Source organism: Hymenobacter taeanensis, from assembly GCF_013137895.1.
GTDB lineage: Bacteria > Bacteroidota > Bacteroidia > Cytophagales > Hymenobacteraceae > Hymenobacter > Hymenobacter taeanensis.
Genome location: NZ_CP053538.1, coordinates 3,439,049 through 3,455,741, shown reverse-complemented (window position 1 = coordinate 3,455,741; position 16,693 = coordinate 3,439,049). Strand labels below are relative to the sequence as shown.

Here is a 16,693-nt window from a genome sequence, read left to right as displayed (position 1 = left end):
GGTCTAGCCTTTCTACTATGAAAAAAGCTTTGCTGCTCCTGGGCGTTTGCGCCTCCCTGGCCTCCTGCGGCTCCGGTTCTGATGAACAAGCCTCCGCCAAAAAAGAAGAATATACATTGGCTGAGCAACCTGACCCATTGGAGCACGACAGCACCACGGCCGCGAATATGACCGCCGTAGCGCATCAGCCCCAGGTTGACACCAGCGCCAATAAAATTGGAACCAGCCCCCGGGGCGGCGCCGTAGCAATGGGCGCCAAGCTTATGGAGGGAGCCGACTGCGCCAGCTGCCACCGCGTTGATGAGAAGCTCCTGGGCCCCGCCTATACGGCCGTGGCCGCCAAGTACCCCGCTACTGATGCCAATATTGCTATGCTGGCCAATAAGATCATTACGGGCGGCAAAGGCAACTGGGGCGACATCGCCATGACGCCTCACCCAGGTTTATCCGTGGACGATGCCAAAGAAATGACCCGTTACATTCTCAACCTCAAGCAGTAGCTGGCCTAGCCTGATCAACTAAGCTCGTCATGCCTGGGCTGCCCTCAGCCTGACGGGCTGGTGTCAGCAAGGCCAGTGCCGCAGTCCCTTGCCTGATGCGTCACCCGCTCAGCAGAACATGCTTTTCCCTTCCTCACTCCCTTACTTTATCACCTCACTCCCATGACCTCTGCTATCCGGATTAAGCTGTCCATCATGATGTTTCTGGAGTTTTTCATCTGGGGCGCGTGGTTTGTGACGTTAGGCACCTATTTGCTGCGTAACCTGAGCGCCACCGGCACGCAAGTGGGTGTGGCCTTTCTGACGCAGTCCATTGGGGCCATTGTGGCGCCGTTCATCATTGGTCTTATTGCCGACCGGTTTTTCTCCGCGCAGAAAATCTTGGGGGTGTTGCACCTGGCCGGGGCGTTTCTGTTGTGGCGGGCCTCTACCTCCCCCGACTTCGGCAGCTTCTACCCCAACATCCTGACTTACATGATTCTGTATATGCCCACGCTGGCCTTGGTGAACTCCATTGCTTTCCGGCAGATGCAGAACCCCCAGAAGGAGTTTGCCCCTATTCGGGTGCTGGGTACGCTGGGTTGGATTGTGGCGGGCCTGACCATTGGCTGGCTGAATTGGGAGCAAAGCGGCAGCCTGCAGGCCACTTTCCTGATGGCAGCCGGGGCTTCAGCGCTGCTCGGCTTGTTCAGTTTCACGCTGCCGGCCACGCCGCCGGTTAAAAGTGGTCAGCAAAGCTCCTCTCTAGGCGACATGCTAGGCCTGGATGCCATTGGCCTGCTGAAGAACCCTTCCTACCTAATTTTCTTTCTGGCTTCCATTGCCATTTGCATTCCGCTAGCCTTCTACTACGGCTTTACCAACCCCTTCCTCAATGAGGTAGGCATGAAGAAAGCCGCCGGTGTGCAGAGCCTGGGCCAGGTGTCGGAGCTGCTGTTCATGCTCCTGATTCCGGTATTTTTCAGCCGGCTGGGCGTGAAGAAGATGTTGGCCATTGGCATGCTGGCCTGGGTGCTGCGCTACGTGTGCTTTGCGTATGGCAACGCCGAGAGCAACTACTGGATGCTTATTGCGGGCATCGTGCTCCACGGCATCTGCTACGACTTCTTCTTTGTAACGGGCCAGATCTATACCGATAACCTTGCGGGTGAGCGGTTTAAAAGCTCCGCGCAGGGCTTTATCACGCTGGCGACTTACGGGGTGGGTATGCTGATTGGCACCTTGCTTTCGGGCCGCATTTTTGACGCCTACCAAACTTCCCCTACTGCTCACGACTGGCGGATGATCTGGCTGATTCCGGCCGGCATTGCGGTAGTGGTTTTGCTGCTGTTTCTGCTCCTGTTCAAAGACGGCAATCAACCACAAGCTGAAGCAGCCTCCTCCTCTTACGATCAGGCGCCTTCCTTAGCCGAAGCGAACTAGCCTATGGCCTCCACCTGGAACCGCCGCGCCGCTCTTAAAGGACTTCTCACCACTACTGCGGCCGTGGGCACCATGGGTATAGCCGGCGCATGCACCCCCGATACGCAAACCGGCGAAACTGGCCTAGCGGCACTCAAAAACAACATCCGCCAGTCGGTGTGCCGCTGGTGCTTCCAGGACATGCCCCTGGACAAGCTGTGCGCCGCCGCCAAGGAGATGGGCATTCAGGGCATTGACTTAGTAGGGCCCAGAGACTGGCCTACGCTGAAAAAGCACGGCCTTGACTCGCCCATGTGCAACGGCGCAGAAATCAACCTGACCGATGGGTTCAACGACCCGCGCTTTCATGCTCAATTGCAGAAGCAATACTCGGAGATGATTCCGCTGGTAGCTAAGGCCGGCTACACCAACCTGATTTGCTTTAGCGGGAGCCGCCGGGGTATGACAGATGAGCAGGGCTGGGCGAACAGCGTGCGAGGCCTGCAGCCCCTGATGGCGCTGGCCGAAAAGCACAAGGTGGTGTTGGTAATGGAGCTGCTCAACAGCAAAATCGATCATAAAGACTACCAGTGCGACCGGACTGCGTGGGGCGTAGAACTGGCCAAGAAGCTCGGCTCCGAGCACTTCAAGCTGCTCTACGACATCTATCACATGCAAATCAATGAGGGCGACGTAATCCGCACCCTCTCCGATTATCACCCGTATATTGCCCACTACCACACGGCTGGCGTGCCGGGCCGCCATGAGATTGGTGACGCACAGGAGCTGAATTACCCGGCCATCATGCGGGCCATTGTAGCCACCGGCTTCAAGGGGTACGTGGCTCAGGAATTTATACCGCAGCAGCCCGATAAGCTGGCCTCATTGCGGCAAGCAGTGCAACTCTGCGACGTGTAGGCCAGTATTCGCTCCCTAAAGAACTGTCATTCCAACGCAGGAGGAATCTGATACCTGGCCTAGAGGCCAATCCAGATTCCCTCTGCTTCGGAATGATACAAACTTATCTTCCCTTTGTATGAAGCTAGCTGCCCTTACGCCTGTTGCTTTCCTTGGCTTTTCGCTGATGGCTCACGCCCAGCAAACCGCCAGACCCGAAGACACCGAAGTGTGGGAGCCCGTGCCCAAAACCGTTACCGCTACGCCCAGCTTCCCGCCCCCTCCTTCTGATGCCCTTGTGCTCTTCAACGGCAAAGACCTGAGCCAGTGGGTGTCAACTGAAGACCGCGCGGCACCGGCCAAATGGACGGTAAAGGATGGCTTGCTGACGGTTAACAAGGCCGCGGGCAACATCGAAACCAAGCAGAGCTTCACCAACTATCAGCTGCACCTGGAGTGGCGCATCCCGGCTACTATCAGCGGCACGGGGCAGGCCCGCGGCAACAGCGGCCTCTTCCTGGCTTCCCTCGGGAAAGGCGACCTGGGCTACGAGCTGCAGATTCTGGACTCGTACAATAACAAGACGTACGTAAACGGCATGGCCGGCAGTATTTACAAGCAATACATCCCGCTGGCCAACCCCGCCCGCAAGCCCGGTGAGTGGCAGGCCTACGACGTACTCTGGACGGCACCCACTTTCAAGCCCGATGGCTCACTGATTACTCCCGCCCGCGTTACGGTGCTGTTTAACGGTGTAGTTGTACAGCAGAACATCACGCTGGCTGGCCCCACTCAGTACATTGGTAAGCCCCAGTACCAGCAGGCCCACGGTGCCACCCCCATTAAGCTGCAGGCCCACGGCGACAAGAGTGAACCCATCAGCTACCGCAACATCTGGATTCGGGAGCTATAAGGGCGTACTGCCTACGCCCAGCAAGTGCTGCCAGAGTCTGTGTATGTGGTAGCATTCGGGCATGTAGCTCGTCGCGTTTCATATCCGTGCACGTGCGGTTACAAAAACAAAAAGGGTAGCCTAGGCCACCCTTTTTGTTTGCATTCAACCAGCTGCGCTTTAGAGCGTCACGTTGCCGGTCAGGCGGATATCGCGGGAGGAGCTGCCCACCAGCACGTCGAACTTGCCGGGCTCCAGCACCCATTGCTTTTTGCCTTCATCGTAGTACTGAAAGGCGTTCTGGTCCAGCGTCAGGGTTACCACCTTCGACTCGCCGGGCTTCAGAAATACCTTCTCGAAGCCCTTCAGCTCCTTCTCGGGGCGCTTTACGCTGGCTTTTTCGTCTTTCACGTATACCTGTACCACTTCGGCGCCAGCGGTTTTACCGTTGTTGCTCACAGTGAGCTTCACCGTAGCGCTTTTGCTGCCAGGCGTTACGGTTAGGCCACTGTATTTGAACGTGGTGTAGCTGAGGCCGTGACCAAAAGCAAACTGCGGGGCCACATTGTAGGTGTCAAAGTAGCGGTAGCCCACAAAGATATCCTCCTTGTAGGTCTGCTTCAGCGGGTTGCCGGGCGTGCTGGGGTACTCCCCCAGCTTTTGCGCCGGGGAGTCTTCCAGCTTTACGGGGAACGTAAAGGGCAATTTGCCCGAGGGGTTTACGTCGCCGAACAGCACGTGGGCAATGGCGTTGCCGCCCTCCATGCCGGGGTACCAGGCCTCCACAATGCTCTTGGTTTGCCCAGCCCACGCCGATACGTCGATGGGGCCTCCGCCCATAAGCACTACCACGGTGTTGGGGTTAGCCTTAAGAACGGCCTGAATCAGCTCATCCTGCCCGAAAGGCATGTTCATATCGGGCTTATCGAAGCCTTCGGCATCGTAGGCGTTGTCGCTCCACTTAGTGTAGTCATAGCCGTGCGTTGAGCCGCCCACATACACTACCACGTCGGCCGCTTTGGCAGCAGCCACGGCCTCGGCAATCATCTGCGGGTCGGCCTTTTGGTTGCGGGCAATTTTATAGCCCTGCGCATAAGTGATGTTTACCTGGTTGCCCAGCTCATTTTTGAGGCCCTGCAATGGCGTAATCTCATACTTGGCCTTTACCTGCGCACTGCCTCCGCCCAGGGAATTCTCGCGGGTAGCGTTCTGGCCGATAACGGCAATGCTCTTCACCGTTTTGCTGAGGGGCAGTAGGTTGCCCTCGTTTTTCAGCAGCACAATACCTTCTTCGGCTACCTTCAGGGCAGTGGCTTGGTGCTCTTTGGTGTTATAAGCTCCGGGCTTGCGCTTGGCACCATCCAGCATGTTAGTGGCATACATTACCCGCAGAATGCGCCGTACTTTATCATCCAGCAGTGGCTCCAGGGTCTTGTCTTTCTTTATAGCTTCCAGGGCCGCATCAGCGAGGAAGAACCGGTCATACAGCGACTGAGAAGCCGACGGGCCACCAGCGGCGGCGCTTTGGTCTACGTTGCTGTACATCAAGGACAGGTCGGTGCCCATCTCCAGGTCGGTGCCATTGCGCAGGGCATCCTGCGTGTTGTGCACCGAGCCCCAGTCGCTTATTACCAAACCTTTAAACCCCCACTCTCCTTTGAGAATTGTGTTCATGAGATAGGCATTCTCGGTGGCGTACTGCCCCCGGAACTTGTTGTAGGAGCCCATGAGAGTATACACCCCGCCCTGCTGCACGGCGGCCTTAAAGCCCGGCAGATATATCTCGCGCAGAGCCCGCTCGCTCATGTTCACATCAATATCATTGCGGTGCTCCTCCTGGTTGTTGGCTGCGTAGTGCTTCACGCAGGCGGCCACGCCCTGGTCTTGCACCCCTTTAATATAGCCCACCACCATCTTGGAAATCAGGTAGGGGTCTTCACTCATGTACTCAAAGTTGCGCCCGTTCAGCGGAGCCCGCACAATGTTGATGCCCGGACCCAGAATGATGTCTTTACCCCGGAAATTGGCCTCACTGCCCAGCACAGTACCATAGGCGTAGCCCAGGGCCGGATTCCAGGTAGAGGCCAGCGTGTTGTTAGTGGGCATGTAGGTGCCGGCATCGTTGGCGCCTTTCACGCCTTTCCAGTCGCGGCCTTGTTCTGAGCGTACTCCATGCGGACCATCAGAGGTCATGACCTCCGGAATACCCAAGCGCTTAATGCCACCGGCGGCAAACGCCGAGTTGGCGTGTATCATCGAGACCTTTTCTTCCAGCGTCATCTTCTTGATGAGCGCATTGATTTTAGCATCGTTGGTGGTTAGAGCAGCTTGCTTGTTTTGGCTGGTGGAAGTGTTTTTGCTGGAGGCTGACTTGGTTTGCGCTGCACACAGGCTGGTCATGGCATAAACCAGGGTAGTGCCCAGAAACGCGGTTACTCGTACAGATGGGTAGGACATGCAGAAGATATAAGAGAGTGGAAAACGTAGGTCAGCTGAATGCGCCCGGAGCGTTTGCCCGGGCTACTTCCCTACGCAGTAACAGATAAGTACTTGTTCAAGTGACCTAGCAGCTAAGCCTACACCCCTGCGCCCCGAAAATTGCGAGGAAACGGGTTGCCCAGCCGTTAAGCGATGCGCGCCTTCAGGGAGCTACTTAGCCGCCTGCTGATCCAGGAACTCGTAGCGGGCCCGGTGCGTGTCAGGCTCCACGCGGGTATTTACATCCAGGTGCAGTACCGGCACAGGTGTTCCGGTGGCAGCAGGCCATTTGGGTAGGCCACTGCCATTGGGGTTACCGGTCTTGATGAAGTTGGCAAAGTAGCGCTGCATCGTGTCTGAGACTTTGTAATCGTCCGGTGTCCAGGCGTATACCTTGTTGGTGGCTAGATTGCCGAGGGCATACTCAATCTCAGCTGAGTGCACTGCGCCACGCGCGGTCGGCGCCTTCGGGGCCGAATCTGATTGCTTTATTACGCCCCCGGCAAGGCCTGCCGTAGCGTTGCCCATTTCGGGAGTCATGGCTGGGCGGGGCCGGGCGTAGAGGTAACGGTACACGGGCTGCCCGCCGGTCTGGCTGTGCATATCGGCCCACTTCCAGGTGCTGTAGGCAATAAACCGGTCGCTGGCCAGATCAGTAGCAGCCTGCTCCGCTTCTTGGGCAGTGGTGGCAGGGTACTGCTTTAACACTGCTTCGGCCTTATCACCATAGAGCTTGGTTACGGCGTTGCGGAAGCTCTCCGGGGTGGGTGCCTCCTGGCCTAGCAGGGCTTGGTAGCCCATTTCCTGGGAGTTCCAGCCCACTAGCAGCGGCACGTGCGCCTGCTGCCCCGCAACAAAGGTGGCCGTAGGCTTCTCCGTGAAAAAGTACCCATCAATAGTAGGCGCAAAGCGTGGGGTGCCCGGCTTGCCAGCCGCCTCTAACAGCTGCTGGGCCGGTATGGCTCGCAACGCTGCCAGGGTGGTGGCTCCTAGGCCAGTAGCAAATGCTACCCCGTTCTTCTCGCCCTCCGCTAAGGGCAGGGGGCCGAAACCCGTATTGAGCATGGAGCCACTTTCGCCAATGGCCCCAGCAAATAGGTTTTTAGATAGCGGCGAAACCATTTGGGCACTCACCGACATTGAGCCCGCCGACTCGCCCGCAATAGTTACGCGCTTAGGGTCGCCGCCAAACGCCGCTATGTTTTGCTGCACCCAGCGTAGGGCGGCGCTCTGATCGAGGAACCCATAGTTGCCGGAGGCCTTGTTCGGCGACTCCTGCGTGAGCTCCGGGTGAGCCATGAACCCGAACACCCCGAGGCGGTAGTTTACCGTTACGGCCACAATTCCGCGCTTAGCCATGCTCTCGCCATCATAGCGCGGCTCAGAGCCATCACCGGCCACAAAGCCGCCCCCGTAAAAATATACCAGCACCGGCAGCCGCTCCTGCCCTGACTTGGCGGGCGTCCAGACGTTCAGGTAAAGGCAATCTTCGCTTACGCCGTTGGAGCGGAAGTTCATGTCGCCAAACAGCGGGAGCTGCATGGCCCGGGGGCCAAACTGCTTGGTTTGGCGCACGCCTGCCCAGTGCGGCATGGGCTGCGGAGCGCGCCACCGGAACTGCCCAACGGGCGGGGCAGCAAAGGGCACGCCTTTAAACTCATGAATTCCGCTGGCAGCCGTGGTGCCTTCCAGTAGGCCAGTAGCCACCTGCACCCGGTTGGCGGCTAGGCCACTGCCAGATGCTTTTTTTGATTGGGCACCCGCCATTGGCACCAGCTGCACCGTGAGCAGCAACAGAATCAAGGATATTTTCATGCTAAACAGATATGTAGACAAATACGGTGAAGCACCCCTAAAAGACGCACCGCTACCCTCTAATTCCCAGATTTACTTGTGCAGTAAGGTAACAACCCAGGCTCATACTTTAAGATGAGATAGAGTAGCTGCTACAAGCTAAAAGCGCTCTGGGTTGGGGGCAGTTTGGATGAAATTGAGAATCCAGTTCAGCTGGTAGTGCAAACGAGTGTAACGCAGCCTCCCACTTGCAGCTCGCCCAGCCCATCATTCTGCCGTTTAATCAGGAACCTGCCTACTTACTCAAGGATCAAATATTCCTTGTATTATGCTGGAATACGGAGGTAATGCTTCAGCTAATAGCTACCTTCTGCACTACTTAAAGTTCACCCATGAATACCCGCCAAGAAGTACTGGACTTTGTTCATAATGGGCATCAGCACTATTTACCCCACCTTTCTATTGACTGTGTGATATTTGGCTACCATGCCCATCAGCTGAAAATTTTGCTGATCCGGCACCATGGCCACGAGAAATGGAGCTTGCCGGGCGGCTACATTGCCCGCAACGAAACACTAACACAGTCGGCCCACCGCATCCTCGCCGAAAAAACGCAGCTCTCAAACCTGTTCCTGCAGCAGTTTTACGTGTTCGGCGACAGTGCCACCCGCATGAACAGAATTGAAACGCACGATACCCACAACACCACTTACGCCAAAGTGGGAGTAGCACTTGGGGAAAACCATTGGCTTTCTGAACGCACACTTTCTATTGGCTACTATGCCCTGGTTGACTACCTGAACGTAGTTGTGACCCCCGATTTGCTTGTGGATGCCTACTGCTGGCAGGAGGTAACCGACGTGCCGGCGCTGGATTTCGACCACAATGAAATTGTGCAGAAGGCCCTCATGACCCTGCGGGCGCAGCTTTACCAGCAGCCCATTGGCTACAACCTACTGGCCGAGAAATTTACTCTCCCCGAAATTCACGCCCTCTACGAAGCCATTCTCGGCCGGCAGTTCGACCGCCGCAACTTCCGCAAAAAACTCCTCACGCTGGGCCTCATCCGGCAGCTGGAAGAGCGGCGCAAAATTGGGCCGCACCGCTCTCCTTACTTATATGAGTTTGACCCTGAGAACTACCAAAAGGCCCTGGAAGAAGGGGCCGTGCTGGCGCAGTAAGCCAGCAGGTAGCCTAGGCGAAGCACTCCGGTAACCTGGTAGTTGGGTTATTCAGTTGACGGCCTTTCTCCCACCCGTTTAGTGGCCTAGCAGCGGCAGGGCCCAATCCAGGAGTAGCACCCCTCCCAGCCCCACCACCGACACAATAGTCTCCATCATAGTCCAGGAGCGCAGCGTGTCTTTGGCAGAAAGGTTGAAATACTCCTTGAACAGCCAAAAACCAGCATCGTTGAAGTGCGAGAGCAACAGGCTGCCGGCCCCAATGGACAGCACCATCAGGTTGGGGTTGGTGTGTGACAGCGCCATGGTAGGCAGCATTACTCCCGCTGCCGTTAGGCCGGCAATGGTGGCCGAGCCCAGGCACACCCGGATGGCCGCGGCAATCAGCCAGCCCAGCAGCAAGGGCGGCAAGCCGGTATGCTGGAGGCTCTGGGCTATTTCGTGGCTTACTCCGCTGGCTACCAGCACCTCCTTAAGGGCCCCCGCGCCCCCAATGATGAGCAAGATGAGGGCTACATCCTTCACCGAGCTTGCATACGCATCCATCACGCTACTCATGGGCCTGCCTAGGCCAGTTCCCAGCGTGAAGGTGGCCACCAGCAATGATGCCAGCATCACCACCGAGGGTTCAGCCAGAAAAGTCAGCGCTGGGCTTAATGGCCCGCCCGGCGGCAACAGAGCTTGCAGCCCAAGCACAACTGCCAGCAGCAACACGGGCAGCAACGATGAAATAAAGCTATTGACGCGGCCCGGCAATGCATTCTCAGGCAGGGTCTCCGATACAAAGCTGGCCAGGGGCACCGATACTATACCGCGCAGCGTGAGGCCGTACACCGGGCCTGCCAGAATAACCGCCGGAATAGCAATCAGCAGCCCATACAGGAAGGTGAGCCCAATGCTGGCCTGAAACTGGGCCACCAGCGCCGTAGGTGACGGGTGCGGGGGCAGAAAGCCGTGCATCACCGAGAGGGCCGCCAGCATGGGCAGGCCTACGTACACGGCGGGCAGCCGGTACTTGTATACCACGGAGAAAATCAGCGGGATCATCAGGACAAAGCCCACGTTGTAAAACAGCGGAATACCAATGATAAAGCCCGTTATCATCATCGTCCACTGAATATAGCGGGTGCCGAAAACCTCGATCAGAACAGCCGCAATCTGTTGGGCGGCTCCGCTATCGGCCACTATTTTGCCCAGCATGGCCCCCAGCACAATTACAATCAGCACCGAGCCCAGCGTATCGCCGAGGCCTTTGGAGATGGCGCCCATCAGCTCACCCCCAGTTAGGCCCAGGGCTAGGCCAGTCCCCAGCGTAACCAACAGAAACGCTAGAAACGCATTCACCTTGCCCCAGCTGATAAGCCCAATCAGGGCTAGCACTGCCAGTAAAACGATGAGTAGTGTCATGCGAGCCGTTCCGCTGAATCAGCTGCTATTACTTGCTCTACCAGGTCTTGGGGGCTGAGCTGCTGCGAGAGCGTCAGCCGTAACCCATACGCGGGGCGCTCCAGCGTAGCCAGCTGCGACGCCAGCATCTGCTGGGTCATATAATGGCCCGTACGTGTCCGCAGCCGCTCACTGAGCAACTCCTCCGAGCCATCCAGAAACACCCACCGAATGGGGTGAGTGGCCGCCTCATTGAATTGCTGCCGGTATTTCTCCTTAAGGGCAGAGCAGGCCAGCACTGCCCCGTTCGCCTGGCTCCACTTTTTCACACCCGCCGCCAGCTGATTCAGCCACCCCCTACGGTCTTCATCGGTAAGCGGCGTACCACCCCGCATTTTGGCAATGTTCGCCTCTGAGTGAAAATCGTCAGCATCGTAAAAGGGTAGGGAAAGTCGTTCAGCTAGCAGGCGGCCAACAGTGGTTTTACCGCTCCCCGATACGCCCATTACAACATATACCGTATTGTCTTGCATGCTTAACTAGATAGAAGTGAAATCAGAGCAGTTAGTGAGCTGAATATGCAGGAGTTTGATGCAACTGCCCAATGCGTATTGCCGAGCCATGTTAAATCAACAAACTCCCATACGCTTCAGAGCCTGGATGGCTTACGCAAGCCATTCTCCAACCAGTATACTGCAAGAAACCCTTTAACGGACGAGTTGGCCAGTATTTTACCATACATACAGTATTGCACGGCGTTGGCAGGCCCGCTGGTATAGTTGCAAACTGAAGCTATACGAAGTACTTGCTCTGTAAGCAAAGCTCGATAGACGGGTAGTAGTTGACTTAGGGCAAGCATCTTGCTGAAGTGGGCTGCTACCCATACTTCCAAGCAACTCTTGTCTGCAGCTTTAGCGTGCCTTACTAATGCCCAGACACCTAATATATGCTAATGTCTATTATTGCAATTATCTGTGAAACAATGGCTTAATACGCTGCACTCAGCATGTGCCCTCACCTGAGATAAATTCTATACCGGTACTTAACTAAGCAACAAGCAAAGAGTCCTTATTAGAGCTTCATGATACCTTCAATATGAAGGCAAGATTGATTCAGCCTTGTCTTACCAGAACGATTATTCAGGTTCTATTATAGTCTTAAATACCAGTACAATAAGTAATTACACCGCCACCACCGCTTCCTGACCTCGTTGATTATGCTCAGTAAGACGCTGACCTCATATGGCCTTGCGATAATTTGTATATATTATACGATTTTTATAAAAACTATAATATACCTTTGTACGTTAGTCAATTTATTCTTAAAACATTACCATGAGAAAATATCTTCTATCTCTCATTTTGTTTGCGGGCTGCTATCTGGGCGTTGGTCATTCTGTGCTGGCTACGACCTACTATGTTAGCAACAGCGGAAACGACACGAACCCAGGAACTTCAGTAGCTACTGCCTGGCAGAGTATTGAGCGAGTAAACCAAGTGATGTTAAAGCCTGGAGACCGGGTTTTATTTAATGGTGCTCAAACATTTGAGGGCACTATTGGCGCTCAAAATAGTGGTACAGCAACCCAACCTATTATTTATAGCTCGTTTGGACCGGGTACAGCCACCATTAACAGCGGTAATTATTGGGGTTTTATAGCGCAAAACCAGGACGCACTCGAAATCCGGCGCCTAAAGTTTATGGGCAATGGCCGCGAGGTTAATGCAACCGGCGGGGTGTTCTTTTACCGTGACGATGAAAAAATAACGACTCAGCTACAGCACATTATCCTTGACAGCCTGGACGTCAGCGGGTATAAGCGGTATGGCATTATAATAGGCAGCAACAGCGCCACAGCGGACTACTGGCGCAACACATATGGCTACGATGATGTGCGCATTACAAATACGGCAACCCATGATAACGGCGACACCGGTATATTCTCTTATGGAGCTACCCTCCACGCGCACCGGAACTGGTATATAGCAAACTGTAAGTCGTACAATAATTCTGGGGCTACGTACATCCAGGACCGAAATACGGGAAGTGGTATTGTGCTGGCCAATGTAGATGGTGCCCTGGTTGAGTACTGCGCAGCTTATAATAACGGCTGGCTTAGTAGTCATGCGAATTCGGGCCCAGCAGGTATATGGGCGTATGCCTGCAACAACCTGATTATTCAATACTCTGAGTCATACAACAATAGCTCCGCCACGCTTGATGGAGGTGGGTTCGACCTGGATGGGGGCTGCACGAACTCTACGCTACAATACAACTACTCGCACGACAATGCGGGTCCGGGCCTCATGTTGGCCCAATATGCTGGGGCACCGATAGCTCTTGAAAACCTGACTATCCGGTATAATGTCAGTGAAAATGATGCTCGCCGCTATAGAGGTAGTATCACGTTGTGGTCTTCAGGTGCAGGCGGGGGCATCAGAAACGCTAATATCTATAATAACACTGTTTTCCTATCTCCAACTCCCGGCGGGTACATACCGCAAGCAGTTGATGTAGGTAGTGGTGGCATAGAAAACGTAGCACTCCGCAATAATGTATTTCAAACCACCGCAGGCTTACCGTTTCTGAATGATGTTAGCGGTTCGGTCACATTCCAGGGTAACTGCTACTGGAGCAGTGGGGCTCCTGCGGAATGGCGGCACTTTTCCTCTACTTACACCAGTATGGAGCAGTGGCGCGCCAATACAGGAGCAGAAATGCTTGACGGTGCCCCCACTGGTTTGGTAGCTGATCCTAAATTGACGGCTCCGGGCCAGGGTGGTACTGGCCCTTGGGGGCCTGATAAGCCTATTAGTGCCTGGAAAGCCTATCAGCTGCAGGCGTCCTCACCACTGGTTGGGGCCGGACTGGACCTGAAAGCACGGTTCGGCATCTCTCCTGGCACCCACGACCTGTTTGGGTTTCCGATTCCGTCGGGAGGCGCTAGGGCCAACATTGGGGCGCAGGGTGGTAGTGGCGGCACCCCCCTTCCGGTGGAGCTGGTTAGCTTTTATGCCCAATACAAGAACAACCGGGTGGGGCTGCACTGGACAACCGCAACGGAGCGCAACAGCGCTTTCTTTGAAATTCAGCGCTCCACAGATGGTAAGGCCTTTGTAACCTTGGGGAAGGTTGCGGCTGCAGGTAACAGCGCCATTGGCCGTACCTACACCTGGGACGACGTGCAGCCATTTGCTCAAACCGCGTACTATCGCTTGCGCCAAACCGACCACGATGGCTCGGCGCACTATAGCACGGTGGCCGTAGTTACCCCCAACACCATTGGTAAACAGGAGCTAAGCGTGTTCCCCAACCCGGTAAAACGCGGGCAGGAGTTGTTCCTGGATCTGGCGGCATGGTCGGGTCAAAGCACTCAGCTAACCATCACCAGCCTAACCGGGCAGGTATCGCTCCGTACCCAGCTTACCGCCGCCTCTACCCCAACAGCAGTGCGCCTCCCGGCGCAACTACCTGCTGGTACCTACCTGCTAACCATGCAGAATGGGCAGCAGAAGTTTCACGCCCGCATGGTAGTAGAATAGGCCACTCCCACCACACCAGAGCCCACCGCTTCTGTCGCTTTCGTGGTAGAAACGGTGGGCTCTGGTGTGGTGGGAGTGGCCTATGCTCTATACACTATTGCTCAGAGCATAGGGCTATTAGCTACAACCAGGGCTTACTGGTGCTGGTAGTTCAGCATTCAGATCTGAGTTCAATCTGAGGTCTGGGCCAGCGTTTTGGCCTTTCTCCTCGTATGCCCCTGTCAGGGGCAGCTCGCTGGCTTTCGTTTATTTGCTGAAAATGGCGGTTTAGCCTACGAAAGTGCCTGCCTACTTAGGGCAGTAGCTTTGCGGAGCTGTTGAATGTTCAGCCTCTAATCAGAAAAATGACAGTAGTAGTTGGTGATTTTGTACGGCCCCTGGTGCGGCCTTTCACGGAGTTTTTCCGGCGGGAAGCGGCCGGCGGTATTATGCTGCTTCTTAGCAGCGTGCTGGCCTTGGTGCTAGCCAACCTGAAAGGCGGCGTAGCCAACTATTTCCCGGGTATCTGGGAAGAGCACCTGCAAATTGGCATCAACAACTTTACTCTGAATAAGAGTCTGCTGCACTGGATCAACGACGGCCTGATGGCGGTGTTTTTCCTGATTGTGGGGCTTGAAATCAAGCGGGAGGTACTGGAAGGAGAGTTAGCCTCATTCCAGAAAGCTGCCCTGCCCATTGCGGGGGCCTTGGGCGGTATGGTGGTGCCGGCTTTGCTCTATACCTATTTCAACCAGGGCCAGCCCACTGCCAACGGGTGGGGCATTCCCATGGCTACCGACATTGCCTTTGCCCTGGCTGTACTGCAGCTGTTGGGGCCGCGTGTACCCCTGGCCCTCAAAGTGTTTCTCACGGCTTTGGCCATTGTTGATGACCTGGGGGCCGTGCTGGTTATTGCGGGTTTCTACACCCAGGAACTGCAACTCTCCTACCTGTTCATGGCCTTTGGGGCCTGGTCGGCCCTGTGGTTTATTAACGTGCTGGGTGGGCGCAGCTTGTGGTTTTACCTGCCCCTGGGGGTTGCCCTTTGGTACTTTACGCTGCAATCAGGGGTGCATGCCACGCTGGCGGGCGTGCTGCTGGCGGTTACCATTCCGTTGCGCATTGGGCATACCCGGCCGGTACTGTTTCACCTGATTGAGCGGCGGCTGGCCTTCCTGCAGCAAGAGGCACACACTCACGAAACTGATCCCCGCACCATCAGTGAGGAGCTGGAAGCCCTGGCCGAAGCCGTTAGCTCGCCGGCTCAGCGCCTGGAGCAGCGCCTGCACGGGTTGGTGGCGTTCGGCATCATCCCGCTGTTTGCCTTTGCCAACACCAGCCTGGTCATTGAGCCCGCGGTGTTTGAGCAGCTGTTTTCGCCGTTGGGCCTGGGCATTCTGGTGGGCCTGGTGGTGGGCAAGCCCCTGGGCATAGGCCTACTGGCCTGGGCCACCGTGAAGTTGGGCTGGGCCACGCTGCCAGTGGGTGTAACCTGGCGCCACTTGTGGGGCGCCGGCGTGCTGGCCGGCATTGGCTTCACCATGTCAATCTTTATTACGCTGCTGGCCCTGGGCGAAGGTTCTGAGGGAGAGGCGGTGGCTAAAACCGCTATTCTGCTGGCTTCACTGGTGGCGGGTGCGCTGGGCTTTCTGCTGCTGCAAACTACCCCTATGCCGCCTTCGCCCCCACCCCATGTACCGCCCGCTACGTAGCGGACTGGGCCCCACGAGGGGTAGACCCTGCCGCCTACCCCAGCACCTCCAGGCCAGGTATAACCCAACAGTTGCCTCTGCGTAATAACTTATTTGTTAACCACTTATTTACACAGGCATGGCGCATAACAAAACCATTCTCTCCGTACTCTTTTGTGGCTTTCTGCTGGCAGGTGCCGGCGTTTCAACGGCCTCGGCCCAAACCGGCGACCCGGTAACGGCCAAGGCTAACGGCAACCTGCTGGGCATGTCGCGGCTTTCTCCTAACCACACCACGCTTATGCAGGCGGTGAAAGCTGCCGGCCTGGAAGGAGCCGCTACAGGCTCTACCAAATACACGGTGTTTGCCCCCACCAACGCGGCCTTCGAGAAGCTGCCCGCTGGCCGGCTCGATGAGTTGCTGAAGCCCGCTAATAAAGGCCAGCTCACCGCCCTGATTGCGTATCACGTAGTGCCCGGCAGCTACCTGGCCGCCAACCTCAAAGACGGCATGCAACTCCAGACCGTGCAGGGCGAAAAGCTCACCGTTATGCGCCGGGGCAGCACCATTATGCTCAAAGACGCCAAAGGCATGACCACTACCGTCGTCAACGACGACATAGTAGCCGAGAATGGGGTAATTCATTCCATTGATACGGTGCTGATGCCCACCAGCCTCACTGCGCCTACCAAATAGCCACACGCTTCCTTCCGTATTCTCTCCGGGTACTTGCCCAGGCCTTGCTCCAACCGCGCCAGGCCACCCAGGAAACAGCCTACAACACTAGTGTTGCCTGAGCGGCGTGAGCGTGCGCCTGCCCCGGCAATCCGGTACCCCATCAGGCACCAGGTGTACTGCCTGCCGTGGCCTACATTGGCAGGCAGCTGGAGCGCGGCCGGGGCAACTGCTGCCGGGTTCTTGCCGGAGCAGCTACCCTGTGCCTTCCTTATT

At 56.2% G+C, this 16,693-nt stretch carries 12 protein-coding genes; 8 read left to right on the top strand and 4 right to left on the bottom strand.

Features of this window, described 5'->3' with window-relative positions:
• Positions 1–17: 17 nt before the first annotated feature.
• From HMJ29_RS14590 to HMJ29_RS14575, 4 genes are all read left to right on the top strand, one after another.
• A complete protein-coding gene (locus HMJ29_RS14590; protein WP_216634060.1) occupies positions 18–500 on the top strand; it encodes a c-type cytochrome in 483 nt (160 codons plus the stop codon).
• 162 nt (positions 501–662) lie between these two features.
• Entirely contained in the window at positions 663–1,922 is a 1,260-nt protein-coding gene (locus tag HMJ29_RS14585) for a nucleoside permease (RefSeq protein WP_171592179.1), read from the top strand.
• 3 nt (positions 1,923–1,925) lie between these two features.
• Complete coding sequence (locus tag HMJ29_RS14580) at positions 1,926–2,819, top strand: hydroxypyruvate isomerase family protein (protein WP_171592178.1); 894 nt, start codon at positions 1,926–1,928, stop codon at positions 2,817–2,819.
• Between the two features lie 118 nt (positions 2,820–2,937).
• Positions 2,938–3,711 (top strand): 3-keto-disaccharide hydrolase, encoded by a 774-nt coding sequence (locus tag HMJ29_RS14575; protein WP_171592177.1) that lies wholly within the window; start codon positions 2,938–2,940, stop codon positions 3,709–3,711.
• 159 nt (positions 3,712–3,870) lie between these two features.
• Here the strand turns inward: HMJ29_RS14575 and HMJ29_RS14570 are convergent, their stop codons facing one another.
• Together HMJ29_RS14570 and HMJ29_RS14565 are read right to left on the bottom strand one after the other, a co-directional pair.
• Positions 3,871–6,147 (bottom strand): glycoside hydrolase family 3 C-terminal domain-containing protein, encoded by a 2,277-nt coding sequence (locus tag HMJ29_RS14570; RefSeq protein ID WP_216634059.1) that lies wholly within the window; start codon positions 6,145–6,147, stop codon positions 3,871–3,873.
• A gap of 192 nt (positions 6,148–6,339) precedes the next feature.
• The gene (locus tag HMJ29_RS14565; RefSeq protein WP_171592176.1) at positions 6,340–7,983 is read right to left on the bottom strand and encodes a carboxylesterase/lipase family protein; all 1,644 of its coding nucleotides are present in this window, start codon (positions 7,981–7,983) and stop codon (positions 6,340–6,342) included.
• A 371-nt stretch (positions 7,984–8,354) separates the two neighbouring features.
• On the opposite strand from HMJ29_RS14565, the gene HMJ29_RS14560 reads away from it, so the two are divergent.
• Positions 8,355–9,143: an NUDIX hydrolase gene (locus HMJ29_RS14560; RefSeq protein WP_171592175.1), complete on the top strand. Its 789-nt coding sequence runs from the start codon at positions 8,355–8,357 to the stop codon at positions 9,141–9,143.
• A gap of 78 nt (positions 9,144–9,221) precedes the next feature.
• Here the strand turns inward: HMJ29_RS14560 and HMJ29_RS14555 are convergent, their stop codons facing one another.
• Positions 9,222–10,550 (bottom strand): gluconate:H+ symporter, encoded by a 1,329-nt coding sequence (locus HMJ29_RS14555; RefSeq protein WP_171592174.1) that lies wholly within the window; start codon positions 10,548–10,550, stop codon positions 9,222–9,224.
• Entirely contained in the window at positions 10,547–11,062 is a 516-nt protein-coding gene (locus HMJ29_RS14550; RefSeq protein WP_171592173.1) for a gluconokinase, read from the bottom strand. Before HMJ29_RS14550 ends, HMJ29_RS14555 begins: the two co-directional genes overlap by 4 nt.
• An 801-nt stretch (positions 11,063–11,863) precedes the next feature.
• Between HMJ29_RS14550 and HMJ29_RS14545 the strand changes: the two genes are divergently transcribed.
• The 3 genes from HMJ29_RS14545 (at position 11,864) to HMJ29_RS14535 (ending at position 16,438) form a co-directional block, all read left to right on the top strand.
• The gene (locus HMJ29_RS14545; RefSeq protein ID WP_171592172.1) at positions 11,864–14,071 is read left to right on the top strand and encodes a right-handed parallel beta-helix repeat-containing protein; all 2,208 of its coding nucleotides are present in this window, start codon (positions 11,864–11,866) and stop codon (positions 14,069–14,071) included.
• Between the two features lie 344 nt (positions 14,072–14,415).
• On the top strand, positions 14,416–15,762 hold the full coding sequence (nhaA, locus tag HMJ29_RS14540) for a Na+/H+ antiporter NhaA (protein ID WP_171592171.1): 1,347 nt from the start codon (positions 14,416–14,418) through the stop codon (positions 15,760–15,762).
• 118 nt (positions 15,763–15,880) lie between these two features.
• Positions 15,881–16,438 (top strand): fasciclin domain-containing protein, encoded by a 558-nt coding sequence (locus HMJ29_RS14535; protein WP_171592170.1) that lies wholly within the window; start codon positions 15,881–15,883, stop codon positions 16,436–16,438.
• Positions 16,439–16,693: the final 255 nt, after the last annotated feature.

What these genes read in the sequence shown, in the direction of transcription:
- HMJ29_RS14590 (WP_216634060.1), top strand. Translation starts at nt 18, where the DNA reads ATGAAAAAAGCTTTGCTGCTCCTGGGCGTTTGCGCCTCCCTGGCCTCC.
- HMJ29_RS14585 (WP_171592179.1), top strand. Translation starts at nt 663, where the DNA reads ATGACCTCTGCTATCCGGATTAAGCTGTCCATCATGATGTTTCTGGAG.
- HMJ29_RS14580 (WP_171592178.1), top strand. Translation starts at nt 1,926, where the DNA reads ATGGCCTCCACCTGGAACCGCCGCGCCGCTCTTAAAGGACTTCTCACC.
- HMJ29_RS14575 (WP_171592177.1), top strand. Translation starts at nt 2,938, where the DNA reads ATGAAGCTAGCTGCCCTTACGCCTGTTGCTTTCCTTGGCTTTTCGCTG.
- HMJ29_RS14570 (WP_216634059.1), bottom strand. Translation starts at nt 6,147, where the DNA reads ATGTCCTACCCATCTGTACGAGTAACCGCGTTTCTGGGCACTACCCTG.
- HMJ29_RS14565 (WP_171592176.1), bottom strand. Translation starts at nt 7,983, where the DNA reads ATGAAAATATCCTTGATTCTGTTGCTGCTCACGGTGCAGCTGGTGCCA.
- HMJ29_RS14560 (WP_171592175.1), top strand. Translation starts at nt 8,355, where the DNA reads ATGAATACCCGCCAAGAAGTACTGGACTTTGTTCATAATGGGCATCAG.
- HMJ29_RS14555 (WP_171592174.1), bottom strand. Translation starts at nt 10,550, where the DNA reads ATGACACTACTCATCGTTTTACTGGCAGTGCTAGCCCTGATTGGGCTT.
- HMJ29_RS14550 (WP_171592173.1), bottom strand. Translation starts at nt 11,062, where the DNA reads ATGCAAGACAATACGGTATATGTTGTAATGGGCGTATCGGGGAGCGGT.
- HMJ29_RS14545 (WP_171592172.1), top strand. Translation starts at nt 11,864, where the DNA reads ATGAGAAAATATCTTCTATCTCTCATTTTGTTTGCGGGCTGCTATCTG.
- nhaA (WP_171592171.1), top strand. Translation starts at nt 14,416, where the DNA reads ATGACAGTAGTAGTTGGTGATTTTGTACGGCCCCTGGTGCGGCCTTTC.
- HMJ29_RS14535 (WP_171592170.1), top strand. Translation starts at nt 15,881, where the DNA reads ATGGCGCATAACAAAACCATTCTCTCCGTACTCTTTTGTGGCTTTCTG.